This is a genomic window from Mycobacterium sp. E3251, assembly GCF_001666835.1.
GTDB lineage: Bacteria > Actinomycetota > Actinomycetes > Mycobacteriales > Mycobacteriaceae > Mycobacterium.
In genome coordinates this window covers 1-23,539 of record NZ_LZJF01000194.1, presented here as the reverse complement: position 1 = coordinate 23,539, position 23,539 = coordinate 1, and the positions used below count along the sequence as shown (strand labels likewise).

Below are 23,539 nucleotides of genomic sequence, written 5' to 3'. Positions count from 1 at the left end.
GACCTCAGTGCTGGCGGCCAGCGAGCTGCCCGAGCTCGGCGAGATCGCGCTCGGCGTGGCTTTGCCGGATGTAGATGCTCAGGTCGGCGACCCGCTGGGCGTGCCGTCCATCCTGGCAAAGTGGACCCGGCCCCAGCGCGCGGCCGGTGCGGGTGATGGCTTCGTCGACCGCGTGTTCCACGACCGTGCGGACGCGGCGGGCCAGCAGTTGCGCGGTCCCGGTCCGGTCGAACGGGTCGGAGTCGACCTGTGCTGCCGCCGCGGCCAGGATCGCGTCGCTGGCGGCCAGCGCGGCGTCCACGGCGCCGAGGTGAGCTAACGAGTAGGCGTCCGCGGATTCGCTTCGGGCGCAACGATATAGGGGATCTGCCACCCGGCGTGCGCCCCCAAGCCAACAGGCGGCCACCCCAATGGCGCCGTGCCAGAAGCCCGGCCTGGTCAGATAATCACCGGGATCGCCCACGGCGACGGCATGAGTATTGGTGAACTGCACCGGCCGGGTGTCGCTGCCCGCCATCCCGGCGTTCCACCAGGTGCTGGGCAACGGCTTGACGCTCGGGTCGGTCACCTGCACGGCGAAGAGCCCTCGTCTTCCGTCTTCGAGCCGGGCTGTCACCAGCGCGTGAGTGCAAAACCCGGCACCCGAGCACCAGACCTTCGTGCCCGTCAGAGTGAACGCTCCCTTGACATCGGTGGCCGTCAGCACCGCGTCCGGCGCCTCGGCCGCCCAAACGCCCCACAGCTGGCCGGATTCCGGTGGCTTACCGCCCAATTCGTGAAGTATCGCGACGGCGTCCACGTGTGCTTCGGCGACGCGGGCCGCCACGATGTTCTCCTCGGCCAGCGACGCCAGACGTTGCCAGCGTTCGGCGGTGCGCCCGGAGGCGGGCAGAGGCAGCTCGAGTCGTCCCGACTCCAGCCAGTGCATGACCAATCCCGCCGTCACGCGCAATCACCCGCCGCCGATCTCCCCAGTTGCCTGAGGTGGTGAGCAAACCCGTGTGGCGCCCGAGCCTGGGTTCGTGCCGACGTGATGACGGAAAGTTCGGTGTCGCGGTGGATGCGGTGGCCGGCGGCCTCGAAGCGCTCGACCAGGTCGACATCCTCGCCGGAGGCGAGAACGCGAAAGCCACCGACCCGCCAGTACGCGCGCGCGCTGAAACCCATGTTCGCGCCGTGAATGTGCTCGTGATCCCCGTCGCCGTTTATCGGATTACCCTGGTAGGACTGTAGATAACGGTCGACGACGTCAGCACCGTGCTGGCGCCAGTCGGTGACCCGTACCACGCCCAGGACCATGTCGGCGCCAACCTCCAGCTGATGCACCAGCCAGCCGGGCTCAACCCGGCTATCGGCATCGGTGGTGGCATACCAGCACCGAGCGTCCCCCAACAGTGATCGCGCGTAGCCGAAACCGACCGCCCGGGCGGTTCCGACGTTGTGCGCGTCGACGCTGATGAAATGCACGTCGGGCCCATACTCGCCGGCCAACTCGTCGCTGCCGTCATCGCAGTCGTCGAGCACGACGACGATGGTGACCTGGACGGGGGCGCACAGCGCGGCGGTGAGCACCGCGCGTAGGCAGGTCGGCAGCTTCTCGCGCTCATTGTGGGCAGGAACCACGACGGCGGCGGCATCATAGGCGCGGAGCCAAGCGGTTGACACAACATCAAGACTTGCCCAAATGGCCGCAAGTTAAACGGGCTTACCAACTCTGGTGTCGTGTCCGCGCAGGTTGCGCCCGCCGCCAGCGGGGTATGACCTATGCACCATGGCACCTACCGAGCCCCACGCGTCCAACACGCAGTTGCGGGACGCGCTACGCGGCGCGGCATCGGCGCTCAAGGAGAACGGCCCTCGGTTCGCATTGGCCGGCAGCTACGCGCTGTGGGCATACGGTGCGCCCGAACCCACGCACGACGTGGACCTGGTGGTGGCCGAGGCCGACGTCGACGACGCCGTGGCCACGCTGACCGATGCCGGGTTCGCCGTCGAGCGGCCCCCGGAGGATTGGCTGTTCAAGGCGCGCACCGGCGAAACGGTCGTCGACGTGCTGCACCGCGTCAACGGCGTGCGGGTGGAGCCCTCAGTACTGGACTGCGCGGAGCAGCACGACGTGCTGGCGATCAGGATGCCCGTGCTGCCGCCCACGATGGTGCTGATCCAGCAACTGCGTGCCCTGGGTGAGCATCATTGCGACTTCGCCAAGTTGCTGCCGGCCGTGCGCGCGGTCCGCGAACGGCTGGACTGGGATCGAATCAGGGCCTGCACCGCCGACAACGATTACGCGGTCGCGTTCCTGGTGTTGGTCGGCCGGCTCGGCCTCACGGATCAGTGATTCCGCAGTTTGGCGACCAGCTTGTCCTTCGTCAGACTTGAATACCCGGAGATGCCAAGCTCTTTCGCGCGCTTCTTGAGTTGCGGAACGGTCCAGTCCTGATAGGACCCCGATTTGCCGCCCTTGCGCCCGACGGAGGACTTGCCCCGCGCGGCTGCCGCATTGGAGATCCGGGCCGCCTTTTCCTTGGAGTCACCCTGCTTGCGCAGGTCCTGGTACAACTTCTCGTTCTTGATCGACGAATTCGGCACGGTTCATCCTCCTGTTCACGATGAGACATCCCTGACGTCCTGGTCAGAATGCCCGCCCGGGCCCGGGTGAAAACCCATGTCTTCGTGCGAGAACTATCCGTGGTCAAGTGGGTTATCTAGCATTGACGCGGGTAGTCGAGGGGTGGTGATTACGGTGAACAGCGACGATGGCGACCTGCGCGGCGTGGTGGCGATCGGCGCCTCCGCGGGGGGAGTGGAAGCGCTGTCGAGGCTGGCGGCGGGGCTGTCGCCGGACCTGCCGTACGCGTACCTGGTCACCCTGCACATCCCCGCCGGCGGGCCAAGCGCCCTGGCCCGCATCGTCGATCGCAGCGGCCCCTTGCCGGCCGTCACGGCCGAGGACGGTGCCGACCTCGAACCGGCGCGCATCTACGTCGCCCCGCCCGACCGCCACCTGCTGGTTGCCGACCACCGCCTGATGCTGTCGCAAGGGCCGACCGAGAACGGACACCGACCCGCGATCAACGCGATGTTCCGTTCCGTCGCGCTGGCTTTCGGCCCGCGCGCCATCGGCGCCCTGCTGTCGGGCGTGCTCGATGACGGTGTGCTGGGCCTGGGCGCGATCCGCTCGCGCGGGGGCACCACCATCGGCCAGTCGGCCGAAGACGCGTTGTTCGCCGCGCTGCCGGCCAACGCCCGCGACGCCGGGGTCGTGGATCGGCAGGCCGCGGCGGCGGACATCGGCGCACTGCTGAAAGAGCTGTCGCAACAAGAGATCAAGGAGCCGGACATGGAGCGCGACGCCGGCATGGAGCTCGAGAATTGCATCGCCATGATGTCGCGATTCTCGACCGATCTCGACACCAGAGAACTCGGTGCGCCGTCGGGATACACCTGCCCGGACTGCAACGGCTCGCTGGTTTCCATCAGCGAGCGCAACTTCCGCTGCCAGGTCGGTCACGCTTGGACGGCCGACGCGCTGCTTGCCGCGCGGGACGACGAAATCCAGGGCGCGCTGTGGGTGGCCCTGCGCAGCCTGCAGGAGAAGGCGCGATTGGCGCGGCAACTGGCGGAGAAAACGGGCCCTGGTCTGATCAACCGGCGCTACACCGGCCTCGCCGAAGAAACCGAGCGTGCGCTGAAAGTGCTCAGTGACCGATTGTCGGGCGGCGGTGATCCCAATGGCTGAGTACGAGCCGGCGATCCGCATCGACACCCAGGCACACCAGGATGTGCCGATCCTCGTGGTGGACGGGGTGCTGGACAGCTCCACCTATCGGCACGTCCGCGACACCGTCATCAAGGCCGCGCTCGACGAGCCGCAGGCGGTGATCGTCGACGTGAACCGGCTCTGCGTACCGACAACCTCGGCCTGGACCGTTTTCACGAGCGCGCGCTGGCATGTCAGCACCTGGCCCGACGTCCCGATCCTGCTCGTCTGCGCGGAACCCCGCATGCGGCGATCGATCATCGCGGGCGGCGCGGCGCGATACGTGCCCGTCCACCCCAGTCGGGAGTCGGCGCTGAACGCGGTCCGCGGCCAGTCGACGCAAGTTCGGCGGCGGGCGCGCGCCGAGTTGCCGCGCTCACCCGCCAGCCTCGGCCTCGCCCGCGCGCTCGTCACGGATTGGCTCACCGAATGGGAGAACTTCGAGGTGATCCCGGTCGCGTCCACGGTCGCCACCGTCTTCATCGAGAGCGTCCTCGACCACACCGACAGTGCGCCGACGCTGATAGTTGAAAGCTATCGGGACGACGTCACCGTCGCGGTGGAGGATGGCAGCGACCGCCTGCCCAGCCGGCACGAAGACGCCGACCGCGGCGCCGAGGTCGTGTCCGGCCTGGCGATCGTTTCCGCACTGTGCCGAACCTGGGGCAGCACCCCCACGTCGACGGGCAAGACGGTCTGGGCCCTGGTCGGTCGCGAGAATCAATTCTGACGGCCGCGAGTAATGTTCAAGTCCTTCGGCGACGCTGAATGCGGACGGGACTTGGATGGACGGAACGACTGACGAGGCTTTCGAAGCCCTGCTGCGCTACATGCGGGATTCTCGCGGCTTCGACTTCACCGGCTACAAACGGACGTCCTTGATGCGCCGCGTTCGGCACCGTATGGATCAGGCCGGCTACACCTCCTTCGAGGAATACCTAGACTTCTTGCAGGCCAGTTCCGACGAATTCGCGGCGCTCTTCAACACCATCCTCATCAACGTCACCGCCTTCTTCCGCGACGCGGAGGCCTGGGACTACGTCAACTCCGAAGTCATTCCGCGGATGCTGGCCGAGCGCGGTCCCGCCGACCCGATCCGGGTGTGGAGCGCGGGCTGCGCGTCCGGGGAAGAGGCCTACACGCTCGCCATGCTGCTGGCCGAAAACCTGGGTGCCGAAGCCTTCCGGCAACGGGTCAAGATCTACGCCACCGACATCGACGAGGACGCACTGACCGAGGCGCGCGCCGCGTCCTACGACGCCAAGGCCGTCGAGTCGGTTCCGCCTAAACTGCTGTCGCGCTATTTCGAACAGGTCAACGGCCGCTACGTTTTTCACAAAGATCTGCGCCGCGCGGTGATCTTCGGCCGTAACGACCTGGTGAAGGACGCGCCGATCTCGCGCGTCGATCTGCTGGTGTGCCGCAATACGCTCATGTACCTCAACGCCGAGACGCAGCGAAACGTGTTGGGCCGCCTGCATTTTGCACTCGCACCGCAGGGCACGCTGTTCCTTGGGCACGCGGAGATGCTGCTCAGCCACGGCGACCGGTTCACCCCGCTCAATCTGAAGCACCGAATTTTCCGCAAGGCGCTCGGAAGTCACGCCGGCGTGGAGCGCTACGACCCCGCCGGGGCCTTCTACGAACGCCACGTCGACCTGACGGGTTTGACCACGGTGCGCGACTTGGCTTTTCGCGCCAGTCCGGTGGCCCAGATCGTGGTCACCGGCGAGGACACCGTCGCGATGATCAACCAGCAGGCCGAGACCCTGTTCGGACTCTCGGCGCGCGACATCGGCCGACTGCTGCGCGACCTGGAAGTGTCTTACCGTCCGGTAGAGCTACGCGCCTACCTGGAACAGGCCAAGGTGGAACGGCGGTCAGCGCGAATCCAGGACGTGAAATGGCAGCGGCCGGGCGCCGAGACGGTGTGGTTTGAAATCCACGTCAATCCGCTCGTCGACGCCGAGAACGGCCTGCTCGGTGTGTCGATCGTGTTCTTCGACGTCAGCGCCACCCGCGCCCTGCTGGACAAGGTCGTGCATACCAACCGCCAGCTGGAAGCGGCGTACGAGGAGCTGCAGTCCACCAACGAGGAACTCGAGACCACCAACGAGGAACTGCAGTCCACCGTGGAGGAACTGGAGACCACGAACGAGGAGCTGCAGTCCACCAACGAAGAACTCGAGACGATGAACGAGGAGCTGCAGTCCACGAACGACGAGCTGCACACCATCAACGACATGTTGCGGGAACGCAGCCTCGAACTGGACGAGTCGAAAAACTTCCTGGATTCGTTGATCGACTCGGTCCACATGGGAATGGTGGTGGTGGACCGCGAGATGAAGGTGATCCTGTGGAACCGCGGCTGCGAAGAGCTGTGGGGGCTGCGGTCCGACGAGACGATAGGAACCAGGCTGACCGATTTGGACATCGGAATGCCGTTGGACAGCGTGCGGCCGCTCATCGGCAATGCCTTCGTGGACGCCGACGGCTCAGGTGAGGCGGAAGTCGATGGGGTCAACCGGCGCGGACGGCCGACCCGGGTGCGCGTCACGTGCACTTCGTTTCGTTCGCGCGACGGGGTGGTCGGGGGCGCGCTTCTGCTCATGGAGGTGGTGAGCTAGCCGCCCCATCGCGCGGCCGCTTCCTCGGCCGCCTGGTGGGCCAACTGCGCCCGCCGCCGCGACTCGGCGGCCCGGCGGCGCGCCATTTCCACCGTTTGAACGGTGGCCCGGGATCCCGCCGACAGGTCCCTGCGCCTGCGGCCGAGTTCGGCGGCGCGCAGTCCGGCGAGTTCGGCGCGGCACGCCGCGGTGTTGGCGGCCTCATCGCGCATCGGCCCCAGGTCGTCCGCCTGGGCGGCATCCTGGGCTACCGGCTTGCCGTCGCCCGGCTGTGGCTCGGGCACCGGCGCGCCCTCCACGATGTCGGCCAGGGCGCCGCCGATCCGGTGAATGGGCAACACCAGATCGGCCCCGGCCCGCGCCGCCGCCATCGGCATCGACGGGTACAGGGCGGTGTCCGGGCTCTCCGCAATGACGACGGCCCCGGCCCGCTTCAGTGCGGCGGTGCCCGCCGCCCCGTCGTGCCCCGAACCGGACAACACCGCGACCACGCAGCGCGGTCCGTACGATTCGGCCGCCGACCGCAGTAGTACGTCGAAGCGTCGCGGCCCGAGGTCCTTCATCGCAATCAGGCGACACCGGCCGCCCGGCGTCAGTTCCAGGTTGTTTCCCGGCGGGCACACGAGCACCTGTCCCGGCCCCACGACCTGCCCGTCGCGCACCCAGTTGACCGGTTGCGCGGACAGCCGGCGAAGAATCGCCGGCAGGACGCTGTCGTGGTCGCCCAGGTGCTGTTGCACCACGACGGCGGCCGGAAAGTCGGTTGGCAGATCGCTCAGAACCGTCGAGAGCGCGGCCAGGCCACCCGCCGACGCCAGCAGGACCACCAGCTCGACGACGGGCCGCTGCACGTCGCTTGCCACCTCTCCAGTTTCCCAAACGGACGGCCGCACCACAGTCCCGCGAGCGATCCTTTCGCATCCGAGCCGCGCCGGATATCCATGATGCGAAATGAGCGCGCGGCAGGCGAAGGCCGGGCTCACCGCGGTTTCGCCGATAAGGGGCCGGGTACGCCACCACGCCAAGGACGACGAAAAGGGGGTGGGAAGTGAGGATTGCGATCGTCAGCGGCGACGACATCGTCGGTGACGACCCACAGCAACTGTCCGCTGCGCTCGCGGCCCGCGGGCACGAGGTCACCGGATTCGTCCGGCGCCCGGGCCGCCGACATGCAGAAACCAGCAACGGCCACCGCACGGTACCGGTGCCCGTCGGGCCCCCCACAGCAACGTCGGCCGCGGAGGTACTGCCTTACGTGGGTGACTGGGCGGGTGCGCTCGCGCGCGAGTGGACAGCCGAACGGCCGGACGTGGTGCACGCGTACGGCTGGCTCGGCGGTTTGGCCGCCCAACTGGCCGCCCGGCGGCAAGCGGTCCCTACCGTCCAGAGTTTCCTGGGACTGGCCGCCAATTGTAAGCCCAGGGGCGCCGCTGTTGAGCCGACGGACAGCGAACGGCTTCGCATCGAACCGCTACTGGCGCGCAGCGCGACGTGGGTGACCGGGGAGAGCGGCGACGACGTCGACGCCCTGAGCCGGCTGCGCCGCAGCCGGGCCCGAGTGTCCGCTTTGACGAGTGGGGTCGACGTGGAGCGATACAACTCACGCGGCCCGGCGTTGGCCCGCACCGACCTGCATCGCGTCCTCTGCCTCGCGCCAAATCCCATGCCCTGCAACGGCTTGGACATCGCCATCAAGGCGCTGCCCAGGATTCCGGCCACGGAGCTGGTGATTGCCGAGACCGAAGCCACCGAGCCCGATCACAACGAGGCGCGGGCCGGGCTGCAGCAGCAGGCCGCCAAGTTGGGGGTGGCCGAGCGGGTCCGGTTCGCCGGCACGGTCGTCGGTGACGAACTGCCGATGCTGCTGCGGTCCGCGGACGTGGTCGCGTGCACGCCGCGACAGCCACCGCGCGCGACGACGGTGCTGCAGGCGATGGCAAGCGGCGTCGTGGTGGTGGCCTTCGGCGTCGGGGTGCTCAAGGACGCGGTGGTGGACAACGTCACCGGGCTCGTGCTCTCGTCGCAGACTTCCGGCGGTTTGTCAGCTGCCCTGAGAAACCTTTTGGCGCAGAGTTTCCAGTGCGAGAGCATGGGCGCGGCGGGCCGCAGCCGCGCGCTGTCGCGTTATGCCTGGGATCGGATCGCGCTTGACTCACAGAACATCTATCAACAGGTGGGAGCCCCCTGTCTGGCGCCGCGGCGCTTGCAGTCATCGGGTGTCCGGTGATGCAATGATGAAACCGTGCACGGCCCTTAGGGGACGCCGATTATGACGACCATGACGAGCGCCACTGACAAAACCGGCACCGGCGTGCTCGCCGGTGCAGTGAGTCAACCCCTCGGAGCGGGCCAAGCCGCAGCCGGCGCTGAACTCGCGGGCGACGCGGGCCGGCGCGCGGGTGGTTCGGGCCCGGCACTTCGGCACGACCAGTTCCGCACCATCGATGCGCAGACCGCCCGCCAATTCTTTGCCAGGGCCTACCATCCCGGCTGGCGCATCACCGGACTCACAGGCCGCTCGACCGTTTCCCATCGCCGCTGCGAGGCGGGTTCGTTGACGGTCGACGACGTGACGATTCAGGGTCGCGTCGCGGTGGAGATTCCGGCCTCCGACACGGTCGCCGTTATCCAGCCTCGCGCGGGTTCGATGAGTGTTGCGGGCGGTTCCCCCGCCACCGTGGACTTTCCGATACTGGTCGCCCAGGACATGCCGTGCGTGTTGCAGTGCAACGGGGCACGGTTCGACGTGGTGAGCATCGCCCCGGACGTGCTGCAGAAGGTCGCCGCGGATTGGCGCCCGCCGCTACCCCAGCAGATCCACTTCCTGGACTGGCGCCCGCGCTCGCGCGCGGCCGTGCGTGCGTGGCACCGGACGCTGGACCACGTGGTGTTGACCCTGGCCGGCCCCGACACCGCCCACCAGCCAATCATCGTGGCGGGGCTCGCTCCGCTGTTGGCCGGCGCGCTGCTCGAGTGCTACCAGTCCAACCTCACCGAGCACGACCTGGCCAACGAGCCCGCGCTCCCCGAAACGCTGAAGGACGCCGTGTCTTTCATCCATCGTCACGCCGCCGAGGACGTCAGCATCAACGACGTCGCGGCGGCCGTGCATTTGACCCCCCGGGCGGTGCAGTACCTCTTCCGTCGTCAACTCGCCAGCACGCCAACGGAATACATTCGGCGCGTGCGCCTCAACCGCGCACATCAAGAGTTGTTGGCCGGGGCGCCGTCCAACACCACGGTCACGGAAATCGCCCAGCGCTGGGGTTTCGCACACACCGGCCGGTTCGCGGTGCTGTACCGCCAGACATACGGCCAGAGCCCGCACACCACGCTCCGGCGCATGACATCGCGGCCGTGACGACGACACGCCGCTAAGCCCCAGGTCAGGCCCGCCGACACCACATTCGTGGCGCGTTCGAACGAACACGCCGGAATAAGTTTTTCTCCCGCAGAACCAAAGCGAAACCGCCTGGTTGAGCGCCGATTTCGGGGTCGTCCGAAAATCCCGGTGCCGCTCATGGGTACGGGCGGCCGCTTTAGCCGGTAGGCTGTAGCCAGGTTGAGTCCCCAGCTGCCGTTATCAACGGGCGCCATTCGGACACCGTCGTCGCTCGCCCTGCTCACTACCATCCCCTTGAAGGGCGCACTCAACATGACTGCTTCAACCGATCTTCGTACACCCGATCGACATACAGCCGGGTTGCTTGGACAACCCCGTAACCGCTACCAAATCGATTGCGCCGGAGCACAAATCCATGTCCACGCCCGCAGCGTGGCCACCATCTTGCGCATCGAAGGCGAGGTCGACGCGTCCAACACCGAGCTCATCGCCGAGGCGATACGCCGCTTTTCGCGGCTCAGGGCCCCGTTGGTCCTCGACCTCGCCGGCCTGGACTTCCTCGCCGCCTCCGGCTTGCGAGCGCTGCTGCTGCTCACCGAGGAGCATCGCCGGGCCGGGTTGCGGTGCTGCATCGTCGGCGGCGTGGCGCTGCGCCGGCTCACGCGGGTCCTGCCCGAACTGGGCCTGCCCATGGCGGACTCGCTCGCTGCGGCCCTCGCGCACATCGAAGGCGTCACATCGGCCCGCCGCCGGTTGGTGTCGGGCCCGGCCCGCCAGCACGAACCGCAGCGTGACGCGTCGACGCGGCTCCGCGGGCTTGCTTCCTAACGACCCAGCCGGCGCATCAACTCCTCGGCGGCGTATCGGCCACTGGCCATCGCACCGTGCACCGTGGACGGATTGCTGACGCCGACCGCTTCGCCCGCCAGGTAGAGCCGGTCGCTGATCGGTTCCTGCAGCCGGCGCCTGTCATCCAGGCCGGAGCCGGGGGCGTGAAAAGAGTAGGCGCCGCGCGCATACGGGTCGGCGCTCCAGCTCGACGTCCTGACCTCGACCGGGGAGACGTCCTCGCCGAACAGCCGGTGAGCAATCGGCAGCGCGGTGGCGATCAGCTCCCGGGGCGGGGATGCCTCCACGGCACGACCGCGGTCACCGGCGTTGAACGCCAACGCGATTGGTCCCGCGGCCGCCGGGAGGCTGAACCACTGGGCCCACGGGCCGCTGTCGGCGGCGAGGTATTGATAGAAGGCGTTGTCCACCGTCCAGCCGCGCCTGTTGAACCGGAAGAAACTTTTCGACAGCACACCGAAGCCCAGCGCGTCGACCGCGCGGCGATGCGGGCCGGGAAGGGGCGGATCGAAAGCGATAGCACCGGCTTTCAGCACGCCGAGCGGAACGGTGACGATCGCGGCGGGTCCCTGGAAAGTCCGATCCTTTGTCCGCACGACGACGGAGTCGTCGCGCTGCGCGATCGCGGTCACCGGCGTGTTCAGCTCTACCCGCAGCCCGTCGGCGAGCAGCTTCGGCACGGCGTCGTAGCCGTTCGTGATGACGGCCTGATCGCCGCCGCTGTAGTCGCCCTCGTCAAAGGTGATGGCGGACAGTTGATCCGCGTCGGCGGCGAATTCGTCCTCGATCTCGGTGGTGAGGTAGAAGGCCAGTTGGGCGCGGTCCGAGGTGGACAGTGCTTCACCGCCCGCCGCGGCGTTGACGGCGGCCGCGAGGCTGCCGGAGTCGACTTGGTAGCGCGCCCGCTCCACGAACACGCGCCACAGTGTCGGGTCGTAGTCGAGCGGTGGAAGTTTGGGATCGATCACGAGCTTGGCCCAGCTGTAATAGTCGGTCGTGACCAATTGCGCTCCCGCTTGGCGCGCGAGCTGCACCAGCGGGTTGTCCGCCGTGCCGTGGATCCACGACGCGCCCATCTCGAGCGGTACGCCCCAGTCGCGGTCGGTGTGCACCCGGCCGCCGATGCGGTCGCGGGCCTCGATCACGCGAACGGGCCACCCCGCATCGGCGAGGCTGCGGGCGGCCGACAGGCCGGCCATCCCGGCGCCGACGACGAGCACCGACCGGGTATCCGGTCGGTGCGGCCGCGCGGATGGCGGGTGGTGCGGCGCGCAGGCGGCCAGCAGCCCACCGCCGACCACGCCCGTAGTAGCCGCGATGAATTCCCGACGGGACATCGGGTACACGGGTGTTAGCGTCTCACATCGCAACGGTTTGCCGGATTTACCGAATCTGAACGGACCTTAGGGATAAGCTTGCGCAAGTCCTTAACTGCGGCGACGAGGCCGTGTTGGAGGGGGAGGCGGCGATGAGTGCTCGACGATCGGGTCGCGCGGTCGATCCCTACCCCCACGTGCTGCCGCCGAGCCAGACGGTGGCCGTCCACGCGACCGACGGCACCCGGTTGCACGCCGAGGTCTTCGGGCCGCCCGACGGCTACCCGATTGTCCTGGCGCACGGCATCACCTGCACCACCCGCGCCTGGGCCTACCAGATCGCGGATCTGGCCAACGACTACCGGGTGATCGCCTATGACCACCGCGGCCACGGGCGCAGCGGTATGCCCCGGCGTAACGGGTACAGCCTGAAACACCTTGCGTCCGACCTGAATTCGGTGCTGGATGCGACGCTGGCGCCGCACGAGCGCGCCGTGCTGGCCGGCCATTCCATGGGCGGCATCACCATCGCCGCGTGGTCGGCCCGCTACCGCCACATGGTCCGCCGGCGCGCCGACGCCGTCGCGCTGATCAACACCACGACAGGGGATCTGGTCCGCAAGGTGCAGCTGCTGTCGGTGCCGCGCGGGCTGTCGCCGGCCCGGGTGGCCGCCGCTCGCGCGCTGATCAACGCGTTCGGCGGGTTCCCGATCCCCACCGCGGCCCGCATCCCGAGCCGCTACCTGGTCGGAATGCTGGCGGTGGGCAAGGAAGCCGACCCCAGCGTCGCCAGGATCGTCCACCAATTCTTCGAGCAGACATCGCCGGCGGGGCGCGCCGGTTGCGCCAGGATGCTGGTGGCCGCCTTGGGGTCGCGATACCTGGAGCTGGACGGTTTGACGGTCCCGACCCTGGTCATCGGCAGCGAACGCGACCGGCTGACCCCGATCAGCCAGGCCCGCAGGATAGCGGGCACCGCGCCGAACGTCGTCGGCCTGGTCGAACTGCCCGGCGGCCACTGCTCGATGCTGGAGCACCCGCGCGAGGTGAACCGCCACCTGCGGGCACTCGCCGAGTCGGTGACCCAGGACGTGCGGATCAGTTCATAGCAGGGCGGTGATCTCGGCGGCCGCCCGCTGGCCGGACCTGACGGCACCGTCGAGAAACCCGGTCCATTCGTCCGCGGTCTCGGTGCCGGCCCAGTGAATGGGGCCGACCGGCTCGCGTAGCCACGGCCCGAATCGTGTCCACGAGCCCGGAGGGACCGCGGCGGTGGGACCGCCGGGCGCGAATTGTTCTGCGCCCCAACGGTGGTCGACATAGTCGAGTGGTTTGAGGGCGTCGTCGCCGAACAGCGTCGCAAAGCAACGCAATGTGTCGTGGCGGCGCTGCTCGGGGGAGAGCGAGTCGAAGGCGCGCGCGTCGACGAAGCCCATCAGGACGCCCGGGCCGTCGGCGTGCGGACTGACGTCGAAGGTGATGAACACCGGCCCCGTGTCGGACAGCGCCTGGCCGGAGAAGCCGTTGGTCCGCCAAAACGGTGTGGAATAAGCCGCGTAGGCCTTGCTGAGCTGGCCCTGGGGCCAGTGCTGGGCGAGTTGTTGATACTCGGCGGGCAGCGGGGGAGCGAATTCGATCGACGCGCGATGGGCGGGCGGGACCGCGACGACGACGAATCCGGCTTCCGCCTGGCCGACATCGGTGGTGACCGTCACCCCGGCGCCGTGCCGGTCGATGCGGCGCACCGGCGCGTTGAGCACGACCCGGGTGCCCAGCTCGGCCGCCGCGGCCTCGGCGATCTGCTGGGTGCCGCCCGGAAAACGGTCCTGTTGGGCGCCGTTTTCGACGTCGAGCAGCCGGTCCAGCCCACCGGCGGCGTGCGTGTAACGGGCCGCGTGCAGCATCGACACGTCGTCCGGCTCGCAGCCCCAGGTCACCCGGGACACGATCGCCAACAGGTCGTGCGACGAGGCGGTGGCGTGTACCGAGCGCAGCCAGCCGCCGAGCGACACGCCGTCGAGCTCGCGCGCCCGGCGCGCGTCCCACGGGGCCGACAGTGGGATGCTGCGGGCGATCCGGTCGAATTGCCAACGCAACCGGCCGATGTCGAGCAGGCCGGTCAGCGAGAGCTTGGGGATGGTGCCGCGATAGGAATGCGTCCAGCCGCGCCAGTGGATCACGTTCTTGCCGTCGTGGTGGGTCGGGATGGTGGGGACGTCGAGTTCGGCCGCCAGCGCCAGGACCGCGTCCTGGGTCGGGCCGACGAACGTGCCGCCCAGATCGGCGGGCAAGCCCGCCACGCTGCCGGTGAACGACCGGCCGCCGACCCGGTCGCGGCCCTCGAAGACGACCACGTCATGACCCTGGCGGGCCAGCTCGCGCGCCGCCGCGAGTCCCGCAAAGCCCGCACCGACCACGACAACGTCGACAATCCACGGCGGATTTGGCACGCGCACCAGTCAACCCCAATTTCCGCGATTTCGTACGCCAATCGCCCGACACCCGCGAACGTCGAGTTGTTGCGCGAGATGGCCCGAGAATCCCGGAACTCCTCGACGTTCGCGGGCTGACTAGGGGGCGACGGTCAGCCAGTCGGAGAACCCGGACGGGTCGTGGCGGCCCAGCGCGCCGTGCTCGTAGAGGCCCCAGCCCTCCACCGGCTCGTGATCGCCGTCGCGGCACACCGCCCGGCCGACGTGGTCGATCACGCCGAAGCCGGACCGTGCGACGATCGCCGGGTCGGTCATGTCGTAGGTCAGGCGCTCGACGAACTTCTCGCCCTTCCACATGCCGTGCAGCCAGTCCGAGTCGCCGCCGTATCCGCCGCCGACGTGGATGGGCACCGGCAGCTTGGACTCGACGTCGAAGTGGACCGGCGTGCCGTCGGGGGCGGTGGCGTCGATGGTCGCCCCGGTGGGGATGCGGGTGCCGGAGCGGTAGTGGATCTTGACCCGCGGCCAGCCCAGCTGCTCGACGCGGCCGTCGCGCCAGATCCGGGTGCAGTCGTTGAGCGAACGGAAGCCGTTGGGCTCCTCCTGGATGATCAGCACGATGGCGAACTCGTCGAACGCCATCGGCACGTACAGCCACCACATGCCCTCGAACGGCGGGTCGGCGGGCCGCCCCGCCGGCTCGGGTTCGCCGATCGGCCTGATGCCCCAGGACCGGTCGCGGCTGCCGAGCCAGGTCGCGGGGTCGACGGGGATCTCCTCGCCGTCGACGGCGATGCGACCGCTCCAGCTGCCGAGCTGGGCGAACCGTTGGGCGTCCAGCGTCACCCGGTTGCCGGACCGCATCAGGTGCGGCTGCTCCTGCACGACGTCGAACAGCCCCTCCCAGGTGAGATCGGCTGCGATGCCTTCGGTTTCGTCGAGGACCAACCGCAGCTTGCGCAGCGGCTCGACGACCTCGATCCGGTAGCCGTTGACCTTCTGGTTGAGCCGGTCCTGGTCGATGGCGTCGCTCAGGTGCACCGCGGTCTGGGTATCGCCGCGCCGGACGAGGAAGAACGCGTCCTTGACCCCGAGGTTGGGGTAGTAGCCGATGCCGCTGATGACGAAGATGTTTCCGGTGCGGTCGTGGGCGTTGAAGTAGGAGCGATCGTAGAAGTTGCGGTCCGAGGAACCCGGCCACGCGATCGGCTGCGGGATCTGATGTACCGGGAACTCGTCGAGCGGACCAAGCATCATTGCTCCTCTCCGATAAGGCGGCGCATCAAGCCTGCGTGGTAGAACAGCGACTCGACATCGTCGGGCTTCTCCGTTTCGCCGAAGTGCACCCGGCGCGCGCCGGTGCGCATGAACACGCAGGCCCACATGACGCCCGAATACACGTAAAACCAGCGCAGGTCACCCACTTCCACGCCGGTCAGTCGCTGATAGGTGGCGCGGACGTCGTCCTCGCGCATCACCTCCGGCAGGCCAGGCAGACCCGCCAGGCCGGTCAGTTCCTGAAAAACCATGTGCGCGTAGATCATCCACGCCACGTCGAGCTCCCGCGGCCCGAGCGTGACCATTTCCCAGTCCAGCACCGCCACCGGCTGGAAGTCGCGGTAGAGCACGTTGCCCACCCGGGCGTCGCCCCAGAGCAGCACGGGCTCGCGCGCGGCCGATTCGGCCGGCCAGTTGTCCTCCAGCCAGGCGAAGGTTCGTTCCAGCAACGGCGAGCGGCCGATGTCGGGAACCGAGAAGTCGTACCAGGACCGCACCCAGTTGAAGTGCCGGCGCAGCGCGGTGTCGCCGTCCTGGCCGTCGGCGAGAAAGCCGAAGGTGTTCTGGGCGTTGGGGATTGAATGTAACTTGGCCAGCACCCCAACGGTTGCGTCCTGCAGCTCGCGTTGACGTTCGGCGGGGGCGTCGGCGAACCAGTTGTTGCCGAACGTGTAGGGCATGACGTCGGGCGGGACCACACCCTCGACGTAGTCCATCACGAAGAAGGGGGTACCCAGCACCTCGCCGGTGGGCTCGAGCCAGCGCACCGGCGGGACTGGTACGTCGGTGAGTTCGCCGACCTTTCGGATGACTTCGAATTGATGGTCAAGCCGGTAGGTTGGAAAGACCTGCACGTCTTCGGCGGCGGGCGCAACCCTGGTCACGAGTTTCTGCTCGACGGGCTTTCCGCCCTCCTGCCAGCGAGTGGAGAGGATGATGGTTTCCGAGGACATGCCCGTGGAGTCGACGCCGCTCTCGACGGTCACCTCCGGCATCGCACCGGCGGGCAGGACGGTCGACAGCCATTTCGACATCACGGCGGGCAGCGTCGTCACGTCTCGGCTGGAGCGTTGCAGCCGGTCGACCTTGTCCAGCACGGGTTCGTTGGCCACGGGTGCCTCCATTCTTTGAGACTTCGGCGCGGCAATTACGATACGGTAGGTAGCGATATGAAAGCAGACCCGTCCGCCATTGACAAGGCCCCCGGTGCCGGCCGCCCGCGGGACCCGCGTATCGACTCGGCCATCCTATCGGCCACCGCGGAACTGCTTGTGCAAATGGGCTATTCAAATCTGAGTTTGGCGGCGGTCGCCGAGCGCGCGGGAACGACGAAGTCGGCGCTGTACCGCCGGTGGTCCAGCAAGGCCGAATTGGTGCACGAGGCGGCCTTCCCGGTGGCGCCCACCGCGCTGGAGGCGCCGGCCGGGAACATCGCCGCGGACATCCGGATGATGATCGAGGCCACCCGCGATGTCTTCACCACCCCGGTGGTTCGCGCCGCTCTGCCGGGCCTGGTGGCCGACATGACGGCCGATCCCGCCTTGAACGCCCGGGTGATGTCGCGCTTCGCGGACCTGTTCGCGACGGTGCGGGTGCGGCTGAGCGACGCCGTCGACCGGGGCGAAGCGCATCCCGATGTCGATCCGGACCGGTTGATCGAGTTGATTGGGGGAGCCACGATGCTGCGCATGCTGCTGCGCCCGGAGGACGAACTCGACGATGCGTGGGTGGAGCAGACCACCGCCATCGTCGTGCACGGGGTGAAGCGATGACCGGGCGCCTAGCGGGGCGGGCCGCCATCGTCACCGGTGGCAGCCGCGGACTGGGCCGGGCGATCGCGCTGGCCCTCGCGGCGGAGGGCGCCGCCGTCGCGGTGGCGGGCCGCACCGAGCAGGTGTGGGATGAGCGGTTGCCCGGCACCATCGGCGAGACGGTGGCCGAGATCGAGGCGGCCGGCGGACGGGCGGTGGCCATCCGGGCCGACCTGACCGACCGTGAGGACATCGCCCGGCTGGTGGGCGAGGCGCGAGAAGCCTTGGGGCCCATCACGATCCTGGTGAACAATGCGGCATTCACCGCGCCCGGACGCCCCCCGGCGCCCGGCTCCGAACCGCGCGCCAAGTCGGCCACGCCGGCGAGTGCCGCCGCGAAACCGGGCTGGCCGGGATTCGTCAGCATCCCGCTCGCCGCGTATCGGCGGCATTTCGAGATCGCGGTCTTCGCCGCGTACGAGCTGATGCAGCTGGTGAGCCCGGACATGATCGAAGCGGGCGGCGGGTCGATCGTCAACGTCACCTCGGTCGCGTCGAGGATCCCCGGCGACGGGCCGTACCCGGACCGCACCGGCGGCGTACTGCCCGGTTACGGTGGTTCTAAGGCGGCGCTGGAGCATCTGACCCAGTGCGCGGCATACGATCTCGCCGATCACCACATCGCGGTCAACGCCCTGTCGCCGTCGAAACCGATCCTTACTCCGGGGCTGGCCTACTATGCCCGCGATTTCGCGGATACCGCCGCGGCCGACGAATTCGCCCGGGCGGCAGTCGAATTGACACTCGTCGATCCCGCGAAGGTCACCGGTCGCACCATCGGCCATCTGCAGGTGCTCGACGGCAGCTTCCGGCCCTTCCAGCCGGACTAGGCCCGCGTCTTCGCCGTGACCGCGTTGATGATCACGGCATGCAACCGCTGCCATTTGGGGGACTGGAATCCCGCCTGCAGGAGCAGGCGCTCGACGCGGCGCCTGGTCCGCGCCTTGCCGCGCCGGCCGACGGCGAGGGTCGGCAACAGCCACAGCGAGAACCGGTCGACGAGCACCAGGCTTCCGCCGGGCCGCAGCACCCGGGCGCACTCCAGCAGGCCCGTCAGCTGATCGCTCCAGTGATCGAATGACGTCGTGCTGACGACCAAGTCGAAGGCGCGGTCGGCATAATTGAGCTCTTCGGCTACTCCACGGGTGAAGCTCAATCGCGGGTCGATAGCGAGACTCCTTGCGGTGGAAACCATTTGCGGGGCCGGATCGATCCCGGCGAGGTGCTTGGCGTTCGGGTAGCGGCGGGCGAGCAGTTGCAGCAGGTATCCGGTGCCGCACCCGACGTCGAGCACATACTCGGGGGCGGTGACCGTCGCCACGGCCAGCTGCGCGGTGCGGTCGGCGATCTCGTGATGCAGCCGTCCGCGCCAGCCGCGGTCGTAGCCGGCGGCACGATCGTCGAACGCGGCGACGTCGCGGTATGGCGGCACGAATCGTAGTGTCCCACCGCGCGGGGGCGCGTGGCGAGACGCGCGCCGCGCGTCGGCCCTCGGGCGTATCGGGCGGAACGACGTCGCCCGCAACGCGTCGTGCGCGGCGTCGATCGCGTCAAGAGCGGCGCCGATCCGCTCTCGTGCCTGCTCGGCGCTCATCCGGAAACCCACGACCCAACGGTATCGAACACACATTCGATGAAAAACGTAAGAACTCGGGTTTGTGGATGGATCTCCGACTGTGGATAACGCGCGGCCTGACGTGCCAGGATGAGGCAAGGCCAGTGCCGCAACAACCGAGTGGTATGCCAATGCCTGGTATGGACAAGCCGACGGGGCGGGTCGTCGCCCTGATCGTGCTGCTGCTCGTCGTCTCCGCCGCGCTGCGGGGCTACCTGCCGGCCGCCCACCACGAGGAGCGCGGCGAGGCCGCCGGTAGCCGGGCGGCGCTGCTATTCGTGGTGGCCGCCCTCGGCGTGACGCTTGCGCTGGTGGCGATCGCGGTCATCGCCCGGTTGCGCGACCCGCGCGCTTCGGCGCCGCAAGCGGGCCAGCTGTCCGAGATGCTCGGCACCGGCAGGGGCCGGCCGAGCTGGCGCGTGGTGCTGATCGCGCTGGCGGTGATCGTGGCCTGGCTGGTGATCGTGATGGTGGCGTCCCGCCTGTTGGCGCCGCACGGCGTCGGTCAGGCGCAGCCCCCGCAGACGAACGGCGCTCCACCCGCGGAGCAGGGCAACGCCCCGGCGCCGCAGCGGCCGCATTCCGCGAACGGGGACATGTTCGGCATCCTGCTCGCCGCCACGGTCCCGATGATGCTGATCATCGTCACGGGGACCGTCGTCATGTCGCGCCGGCGGTGGCGCGCGGCGAAGCCGGGCGCCGTCATCGACGATCACGCCGAATCCCCGGCGCCGCCGACGCGGTCGGAATCTCTGGTGCGCGCGGCCGAGCGGGGGCTGGCCGAGATGGCAGACCTCAGCCGGGAACCCCGCGAGGCGATCATCGCCTGTTATGCCGCGATGGAGCGCGAACTCGCGAATGTGCCCGGCGCCGTCCCGCAGGACTTCGACACCCCGACCGAGGTGCTGGCCCGGGCGGTCGAACACCATGCGCTGCATGCCGATAACGCCGTGCAATTGGTGAACCTGTTCGCCGAGGCGCGATTCAGCCCGCATGTGATGAACGAGGGGCATCGCGACGTAGCGGTGCGCGTTCTCCAGCTGGTCCTCGACGAGCTCGGCTCCCGGAGTCCCGTATGAAAAGGACGCTGGCCCTGGGCATCTGCCTCATCGTCGGGATCGAGCTGCTGGCGTTGATGCAGCACGACCGGCAACTGGTGTTGGCCGCCGCGGGCGGTGCCCTGGCGCTGGTGCTGCTCACCGTCCGCCGCGTCCTGGGGCGCGGAACGCGACCCGAGGCGGAAGCGGACCCCGACGAGCTCGGGGATTCGCTGCGCCGCTGGCTTTCCAACACCGAGACGACGATCCGGTGGTCGGAGTCGACCCGGGTGGACTGGGACCGGCACCTGCGCCCGATGCTGGCGCGCAGATACGAGATGACGACCGGCGAACGGCGATCCAAAGATCCCGTGGCATATCAGGCGGGCGGTCAGATGCTGTTCGGGGCCGAACTGTGGGAATGGGTTAATCCGAACAACGTCGCGCGGACCGGTGACCGGCGACCCGGTCCCGGCCGTGCGACGCTGGAAGAGATTCTGCGAAAGTTGGAACAGGTATGACGCTGCCGGCCGCAACAACCACAGCGCACTGCGAGGCGGTGCTCGACGAGATCGAGCGGGTCGTGGTGGGCAAGCGTTCCGCGCTCACGCTCATCCTCATCGCGGTGCTCGCCCGCGGCCACGTCCTCATCGAGGACCTGCCCGGCCTGGGCAAGACCCTGATCGCCCGGTCGTTCGCCGCGGCGCTGGGGCTGCAGTTCACCCGCGTGCAGTTCACCCCGGACCTGCTGCCCGCGGACCTGCTCGGCTCGACGATCTACGACATGCAGTCGGGCCGCTTCGCTTTTCGGGCGGGACCGATCTTCACCAACCTGCTGCTCGCCGACGAGATCAACCGCACGCCGCCCAAGACTCAGGCGGCGCTGCTCGAGGCGATGGCCGAAGGCCAGGTCAGCATCGACGGTGAAACACACCAGCTGCCAAAGCCTTTCGTCGTCCTCGCGACCGACAATCCGATCGAGTACGAGGGCACTTATCCGCTGCCGGAAGCGCAGCTCGACCGGTTCGCCATCCGCCTGGAACTGCGCTACCTGTCCGAGCGGGACGAGGCCGCGATGTTGCGCCGGCGCCTCGAACGGGGGTCGGTGGAACCGACCGTCAATCAGGTGGTGGATGCGCACGACCTGCTCGCGATGCGTGAATCGGTCGAGCAGGTGACCGTGCACGAGGACGTGTTGCACTACGTGGTGTCGCTGGCCAATGCGACGCGGCACCATCCGCAGGTGGCGGTGGGCGCCAGCCCGCGCGCCGAGCTCGACCTGGTTCAACTCGCGCGCGCCCGCGCGCTTTTGCTCGGCCGGGACTATGTGATCCCCGAGGACGTCAAGGCGCTGGCCGTCCCGGCGGTCGCGCACCGGATCACCCTGCGCCCGGAGATGTGGGTGCGCAAGATTCAGGGCGCCGACGTGGTCGGGGAGTTGCTGCGGCGCTTACCGGTGCCCCGCACCGGCGGGGGCTCCGGTTGACCCAATCTCCGGTTGAGTTTCGCTGGCGCGCATCGTATTTGACGCGGGCGATGGCCAGCTGCGCGGGGCTGGCGCTCGCGGTCGCGGTGATCGGCGCGCGGTGGCAGCTGATCGCGTTCGCGGCGCCGCTGCTGGGCGTGCTGTGTTCGGTCAGCTGGCAACGACCGGTGCCGGCGATCCGCGTGCACGGCGATCCCGATGCCCAGCGGTGCTTCGAAAACGACCGCGCGCAGCTGCGCGTCTGGGCGACCGAAGAGGGCGGGGCAACGGGGTTTTCCGCGGTCGAGGTCACGGTTCCGCCCGTCGAGGGGATGGAGCTCGAAGTCCTCGACTCGGACTCCCGCCAGACCAAAAGGGTTGCGGCAACGGCGCAACGCTGGGGCAGGTACTTCATCCGGGCCCGGGTCGACGCGGTCGCGCGCGGCGGGCTGCTGTACGGGACGGCGACCGTCGACGCCGCCGAAGTCATCGTCTTTCCCCTCACGCCCCCGCAGTCGACGCCCATCCCGCAGACCGAGCTACTCGACCGCCTGGGTGCGCACCTCACCCGGCACGTCGGCCCCGGCGTGGAATACGCCGACATTCGCGCCTACGTGCCCGGAGACCAACTGCGCGCGGTGAATTGGCCGGTGAGCGCGCGGCGTGGCCAGCTACACGTCACTCAGCGCCTCACCGATCGAGCCGCCGACGTGGTGGTGCTGATCGACACCTATCGCCAGCCGTCGGGCCCGGCGACCCACGCCACGGAGCGCGTGGTTCGAGGCGCCGCGCAGGTCGTGCAGACCGCGCTGCGCCACGGGGACCGCGCCGGCGTCGTCGCCCTGGGCGGCAACCGCCCGCGCTGGCTGGGCGCCGACATCGGGCAGCGCCAGTTCTATCGGGTGCTCGACACGGTGCTCGGTGCCGGCGATCGATTCGAGAAGACAACAGGCACATTGGCGCCGCGCGCGGCCGTTCCGGCCGGCGCGATCGTCATTGCGTTCTCGACGCTGCTCGATACCGAATTCGCGCTCGCGTTGATCGATCTCCGCAAGCGGGGCCACGTCGTCATCGCCGTCGACATCCTCGACAAGTCCCCGTTCGAGGGCGAGCAGGATCCCCTAGTGGACCGGATGTGGACGCTGCAGCGCTCCGCCATGTATCGCGACATGGCCACCGTCGGCGTCGACATCGTGTCGTGGCAAGGAGATAGCGGGCTGGAGCAGTCCATGGGTGTGCTGCCCGACCGCCGCCGAAGGATACGGGGACGGCTCGGTGGCTAGCGACGTCAAGGCGGCACTGCCGCGGCTGTGGGCCCCGGTGTTCTCGGTGGTATTCGGCCTGCTGATGGTCGGCTTGGCCGCCGACGGCACGCACGGACGCGCCGTCGCCGCTTGGGCAACGGCCCTGGCCGCGGTGGTGGCGGGGACGGCTTTTCGTCCCGCCGCAACGCTTGCGGTGGTGCTGTCGGTGGTCACCATCGTGCTGTCCGATCCGCCGCTCGTGTTCGTCGCGCTGTCGGGGCTGAGCGCCGCCGCCTACCTGGTGTGCCGCCACGCGGTCGGCGGGTCGGCCGCTGTGGTGCTGGGCAGCTGGCCGACGGCCGTTGGCGCCGTTGGGTTCACGTTCGCCGGGTTGGTGGCGACGTCGTTCCCGCTGCAGCTGCCGTGGTTGCCGCTGGCCGCGCCGTTGGCCGCCCTGGCCGTTTACGTGCTGGCCGTGCGGCCGTTCCTCGGCTGATTCAGTGCAGCAGCTGGGCGGCCTGGTCGGCGAGGTCGAGCACCGGCTGCGGGAAGATGCCCAGCACCACGGTAATCGCGGCGCACACCGCGATCGCGGCCTTGCTCAAAATCCCCGGCGCCACCACGTGCGGGGTGTCGTCGGTTGCCTCGGTGAAGAACATCGACACGATCACCCGCACGTAGAAGTAGGCCGCGATCCCACTGGCCACCACACCGATGATCACCAGCGGCGCCGCGCCGCCCTGCGCCGCGGCCTTGAACACG

The 23,539-nt window shown here is 68.7% G+C and carries 24 protein-coding genes and 1 pseudogene; 15 read left to right on the top strand and 10 right to left on the bottom strand.

Translation table 11 applies throughout. From position 1 onward, the window contains the following. Positions 1–4: 4 nt before the first annotated feature. Positions 5–946, bottom strand: coding sequence for an acyl-CoA dehydrogenase (locus A5697_RS24395; protein WP_067948183.1), 942 nt, complete (start codon positions 944–946; stop codon positions 5–7). Beyond that, positions 943–1,665 (bottom strand): glycosyltransferase family 2 protein, encoded by a 723-nt coding sequence (locus A5697_RS24390; RefSeq protein ID WP_068012290.1) that lies wholly within the window; start codon positions 1,663–1,665, stop codon positions 943–945. The genes A5697_RS24395 and A5697_RS24390 overlap by 4 nt, the downstream gene beginning before the upstream one ends. 106 nt (positions 1,666–1,771) lie before the next feature. Here A5697_RS24390 and A5697_RS24385 point away from each other — a divergent pair, with 106 nt between their 5' ends. Next, a complete protein-coding gene (locus A5697_RS24385) occupies positions 1,772–2,338 on the top strand; it encodes a nucleotidyltransferase (protein WP_068012289.1) in 567 nt (188 codons plus the stop codon). On the opposite strand, the gene A5697_RS24380 is transcribed toward A5697_RS24385, so the two are convergent. Further along, positions 2,332–2,589: a Rho termination factor N-terminal domain-containing protein gene (locus A5697_RS24380; RefSeq protein ID WP_067948177.1), complete on the bottom strand. Its 258-nt coding sequence runs from the start codon at positions 2,587–2,589 to the stop codon at positions 2,332–2,334. The two genes, A5697_RS24385 and A5697_RS24380, sit on opposite strands and share 7 nt — an antisense overlap. A 145-nt stretch (positions 2,590–2,734) precedes the next feature. Here A5697_RS24380 and A5697_RS24375 point away from each other — a divergent pair, with 145 nt between their 5' ends. The 3 genes from A5697_RS24375 to A5697_RS24365 are packed head-to-tail and all read left to right on the top strand — an operon-like array spanning position 2,735 to position 6,387. Then, the gene (locus A5697_RS24375; protein ID WP_068012303.1) at positions 2,735–3,739 is read left to right on the top strand and encodes a chemotaxis protein CheB; all 1,005 of its coding nucleotides are present in this window, start codon (positions 2,735–2,737) and stop codon (positions 3,737–3,739) included. Then, positions 3,732–4,490, top strand: a complete 759-nt coding sequence (locus tag A5697_RS24370; RefSeq protein ID WP_068012288.1) for an STAS domain-containing protein — start codon at positions 3,732–3,734, stop codon at positions 4,488–4,490. The genes A5697_RS24375 and A5697_RS24370 overlap by 8 nt, the downstream gene beginning before the upstream one ends. 55 nt (positions 4,491–4,545) lie before the next feature. Further along, positions 4,546–6,387 (top strand): CheR family methyltransferase, encoded by a 1,842-nt coding sequence (locus A5697_RS24365; RefSeq protein ID WP_068012287.1) that lies wholly within the window; start codon positions 4,546–4,548, stop codon positions 6,385–6,387. Here the strand turns inward: A5697_RS24365 and A5697_RS24360 are convergent. Beyond that, positions 6,384–7,250 (bottom strand): chemotaxis protein CheB, encoded by an 867-nt coding sequence (locus A5697_RS24360; protein ID WP_231972169.1) that lies wholly within the window; start codon positions 7,248–7,250, stop codon positions 6,384–6,386. The genes A5697_RS24365 and A5697_RS24360 overlap by 4 nt on opposite strands. A gap of 185 nt (positions 7,251–7,435) precedes the next feature. On the opposite strand from A5697_RS24360, the gene A5697_RS24355 reads away from it, so the two are divergent. The 3 genes from A5697_RS24355 (at position 7,436) to A5697_RS24345 (ending at position 10,558) form a co-directional block, all read left to right on the top strand. Then, on the top strand, positions 7,436–8,614 hold the full coding sequence (locus A5697_RS24355) for a glycosyltransferase (RefSeq protein WP_068012285.1): 1,179 nt from the start codon (positions 7,436–7,438) through the stop codon (positions 8,612–8,614). 42 nt (positions 8,615–8,656) lie between these two features. Beyond that, complete coding sequence (locus A5697_RS24350; RefSeq protein ID WP_067948169.1) at positions 8,657–9,748, top strand: helix-turn-helix transcriptional regulator; 1,092 nt, start codon at positions 8,657–8,659, stop codon at positions 9,746–9,748. Between the two features lie 414 nt (positions 9,749–10,162). After that, the gene (locus tag A5697_RS24345; protein ID WP_197501102.1) at positions 10,163–10,558 is read left to right on the top strand and encodes an STAS domain-containing protein; all 396 of its coding nucleotides are present in this window, start codon (positions 10,163–10,165) and stop codon (positions 10,556–10,558) included. Here the strand turns inward: A5697_RS24345 and A5697_RS24340 are convergent. Beyond that, on the bottom strand, positions 10,555–11,916 hold the full coding sequence (locus A5697_RS24340; RefSeq protein WP_068012284.1) for an NAD(P)/FAD-dependent oxidoreductase: 1,362 nt from the start codon (positions 11,914–11,916) through the stop codon (positions 10,555–10,557). The genes A5697_RS24345 and A5697_RS24340 overlap by 4 nt on opposite strands. 131 nt (positions 11,917–12,047) lie before the next feature. Between A5697_RS24340 and A5697_RS24335 the strand changes: the two genes are divergently transcribed. Further along, positions 12,048–13,004, top strand: coding sequence for an alpha/beta fold hydrolase (locus A5697_RS24335; protein WP_067948165.1), 957 nt, complete (start codon positions 12,048–12,050; stop codon positions 13,002–13,004). Here A5697_RS24335 and A5697_RS24330 read toward each other — a convergent pair. From A5697_RS24330 to A5697_RS24320, 3 genes are all read right to left on the bottom strand, one after another. After that, on the bottom strand, positions 12,999–14,345 hold the full coding sequence (locus tag A5697_RS24330) for a flavin monoamine oxidase family protein (RefSeq protein WP_067948193.1): 1,347 nt from the start codon (positions 14,343–14,345) through the stop codon (positions 12,999–13,001). The genes A5697_RS24335 and A5697_RS24330 overlap by 6 nt on opposite strands. A gap of 120 nt (positions 14,346–14,465) precedes the next feature. Continuing rightward, complete coding sequence (locus tag A5697_RS24325; RefSeq protein ID WP_068012302.1) at positions 14,466–15,581, bottom strand: hypothetical protein; 1,116 nt, start codon at positions 15,579–15,581, stop codon at positions 14,466–14,468. Beyond that, complete coding sequence (locus A5697_RS24320; RefSeq protein ID WP_067948191.1) at positions 15,581–16,717, bottom strand: phosphotransferase family protein; 1,137 nt, start codon at positions 16,715–16,717, stop codon at positions 15,581–15,583. The genes A5697_RS24325 and A5697_RS24320 overlap by 1 nt, the downstream gene beginning before the upstream one ends. Positions 16,718–16,774: 57 nt before the next feature. On the opposite strand from A5697_RS24320, the gene A5697_RS24315 reads away from it, so the two are divergent. Together A5697_RS24315 and A5697_RS24310 are read left to right on the top strand one after the other, a co-directional pair. Next, positions 16,775–17,377 carry a TetR/AcrR family transcriptional regulator gene (locus A5697_RS24315; RefSeq protein WP_067948163.1) on the top strand — a complete coding sequence of 201 codons (603 nt, stop codon included), beginning with the start codon at positions 16,775–16,777 and terminating at the stop codon, positions 17,375–17,377. Further along, on the top strand, positions 17,374–18,246 hold the full coding sequence (locus tag A5697_RS24310) for an SDR family NAD(P)-dependent oxidoreductase (RefSeq protein WP_068012283.1): 873 nt from the start codon (positions 17,374–17,376) through the stop codon (positions 18,244–18,246). Before A5697_RS24315 ends, A5697_RS24310 begins: the two co-directional genes overlap by 4 nt. Here the strand turns inward: A5697_RS24310 and A5697_RS24305 are convergent. After that, on the bottom strand, positions 18,243–19,022 hold the full coding sequence (locus A5697_RS24305) for a class I SAM-dependent methyltransferase (protein ID WP_197501101.1): 780 nt from the start codon (positions 19,020–19,022) through the stop codon (positions 18,243–18,245). The genes A5697_RS24310 and A5697_RS24305 overlap by 4 nt on opposite strands. A gap of 140 nt (positions 19,023–19,162) precedes the next feature. On the opposite strand from A5697_RS24305, the gene A5697_RS24300 reads away from it, so the two are divergent. The 5 genes from A5697_RS24300 (at position 19,163) to A5697_RS24280 (ending at position 23,273) form a co-directional block, all read left to right on the top strand. Further along, positions 19,163–20,110 carry a DUF4129 domain-containing protein gene (locus A5697_RS24300; RefSeq protein WP_067948156.1) on the top strand — a complete coding sequence of 316 codons (948 nt, stop codon included), beginning with the start codon at positions 19,163–19,165 and terminating at the stop codon, positions 20,108–20,110. Next, on the top strand, positions 20,107–20,589 hold the full coding sequence (locus A5697_RS24295; RefSeq protein ID WP_067948154.1) for a hypothetical protein: 483 nt from the start codon (positions 20,107–20,109) through the stop codon (positions 20,587–20,589). Before A5697_RS24300 ends, A5697_RS24295 begins: the two co-directional genes overlap by 4 nt. After that, positions 20,586–21,554 carry a MoxR family ATPase gene (locus A5697_RS24290; RefSeq protein WP_067948153.1) on the top strand — a complete coding sequence of 323 codons (969 nt, stop codon included), beginning with the start codon at positions 20,586–20,588 and terminating at the stop codon, positions 21,552–21,554. Before A5697_RS24295 ends, A5697_RS24290 begins: the two co-directional genes overlap by 4 nt. Positions 21,555–21,604: 50 nt before the next feature. Further along, on the top strand, positions 21,605–22,816 hold the full coding sequence (locus A5697_RS24285; protein WP_156673430.1) for a DUF58 domain-containing protein: 1,212 nt from the start codon (positions 21,605–21,607) through the stop codon (positions 22,814–22,816). Positions 22,817–22,880: 64 nt separating this feature from the next. Next, positions 22,881–23,273: a hypothetical protein gene (locus tag A5697_RS24280; protein ID WP_231972170.1), complete on the top strand. Its 393-nt coding sequence runs from the start codon at positions 22,881–22,883 to the stop codon at positions 23,271–23,273. A 1-nt stretch (position 23,274) separates the two neighbouring features. Here the strand turns inward: A5697_RS24280 and A5697_RS24275 are convergent. After that, positions 23,275–23,539: pseudogene (locus A5697_RS24275) on the bottom strand (NADH-quinone oxidoreductase subunit N); the annotation flags it as partial.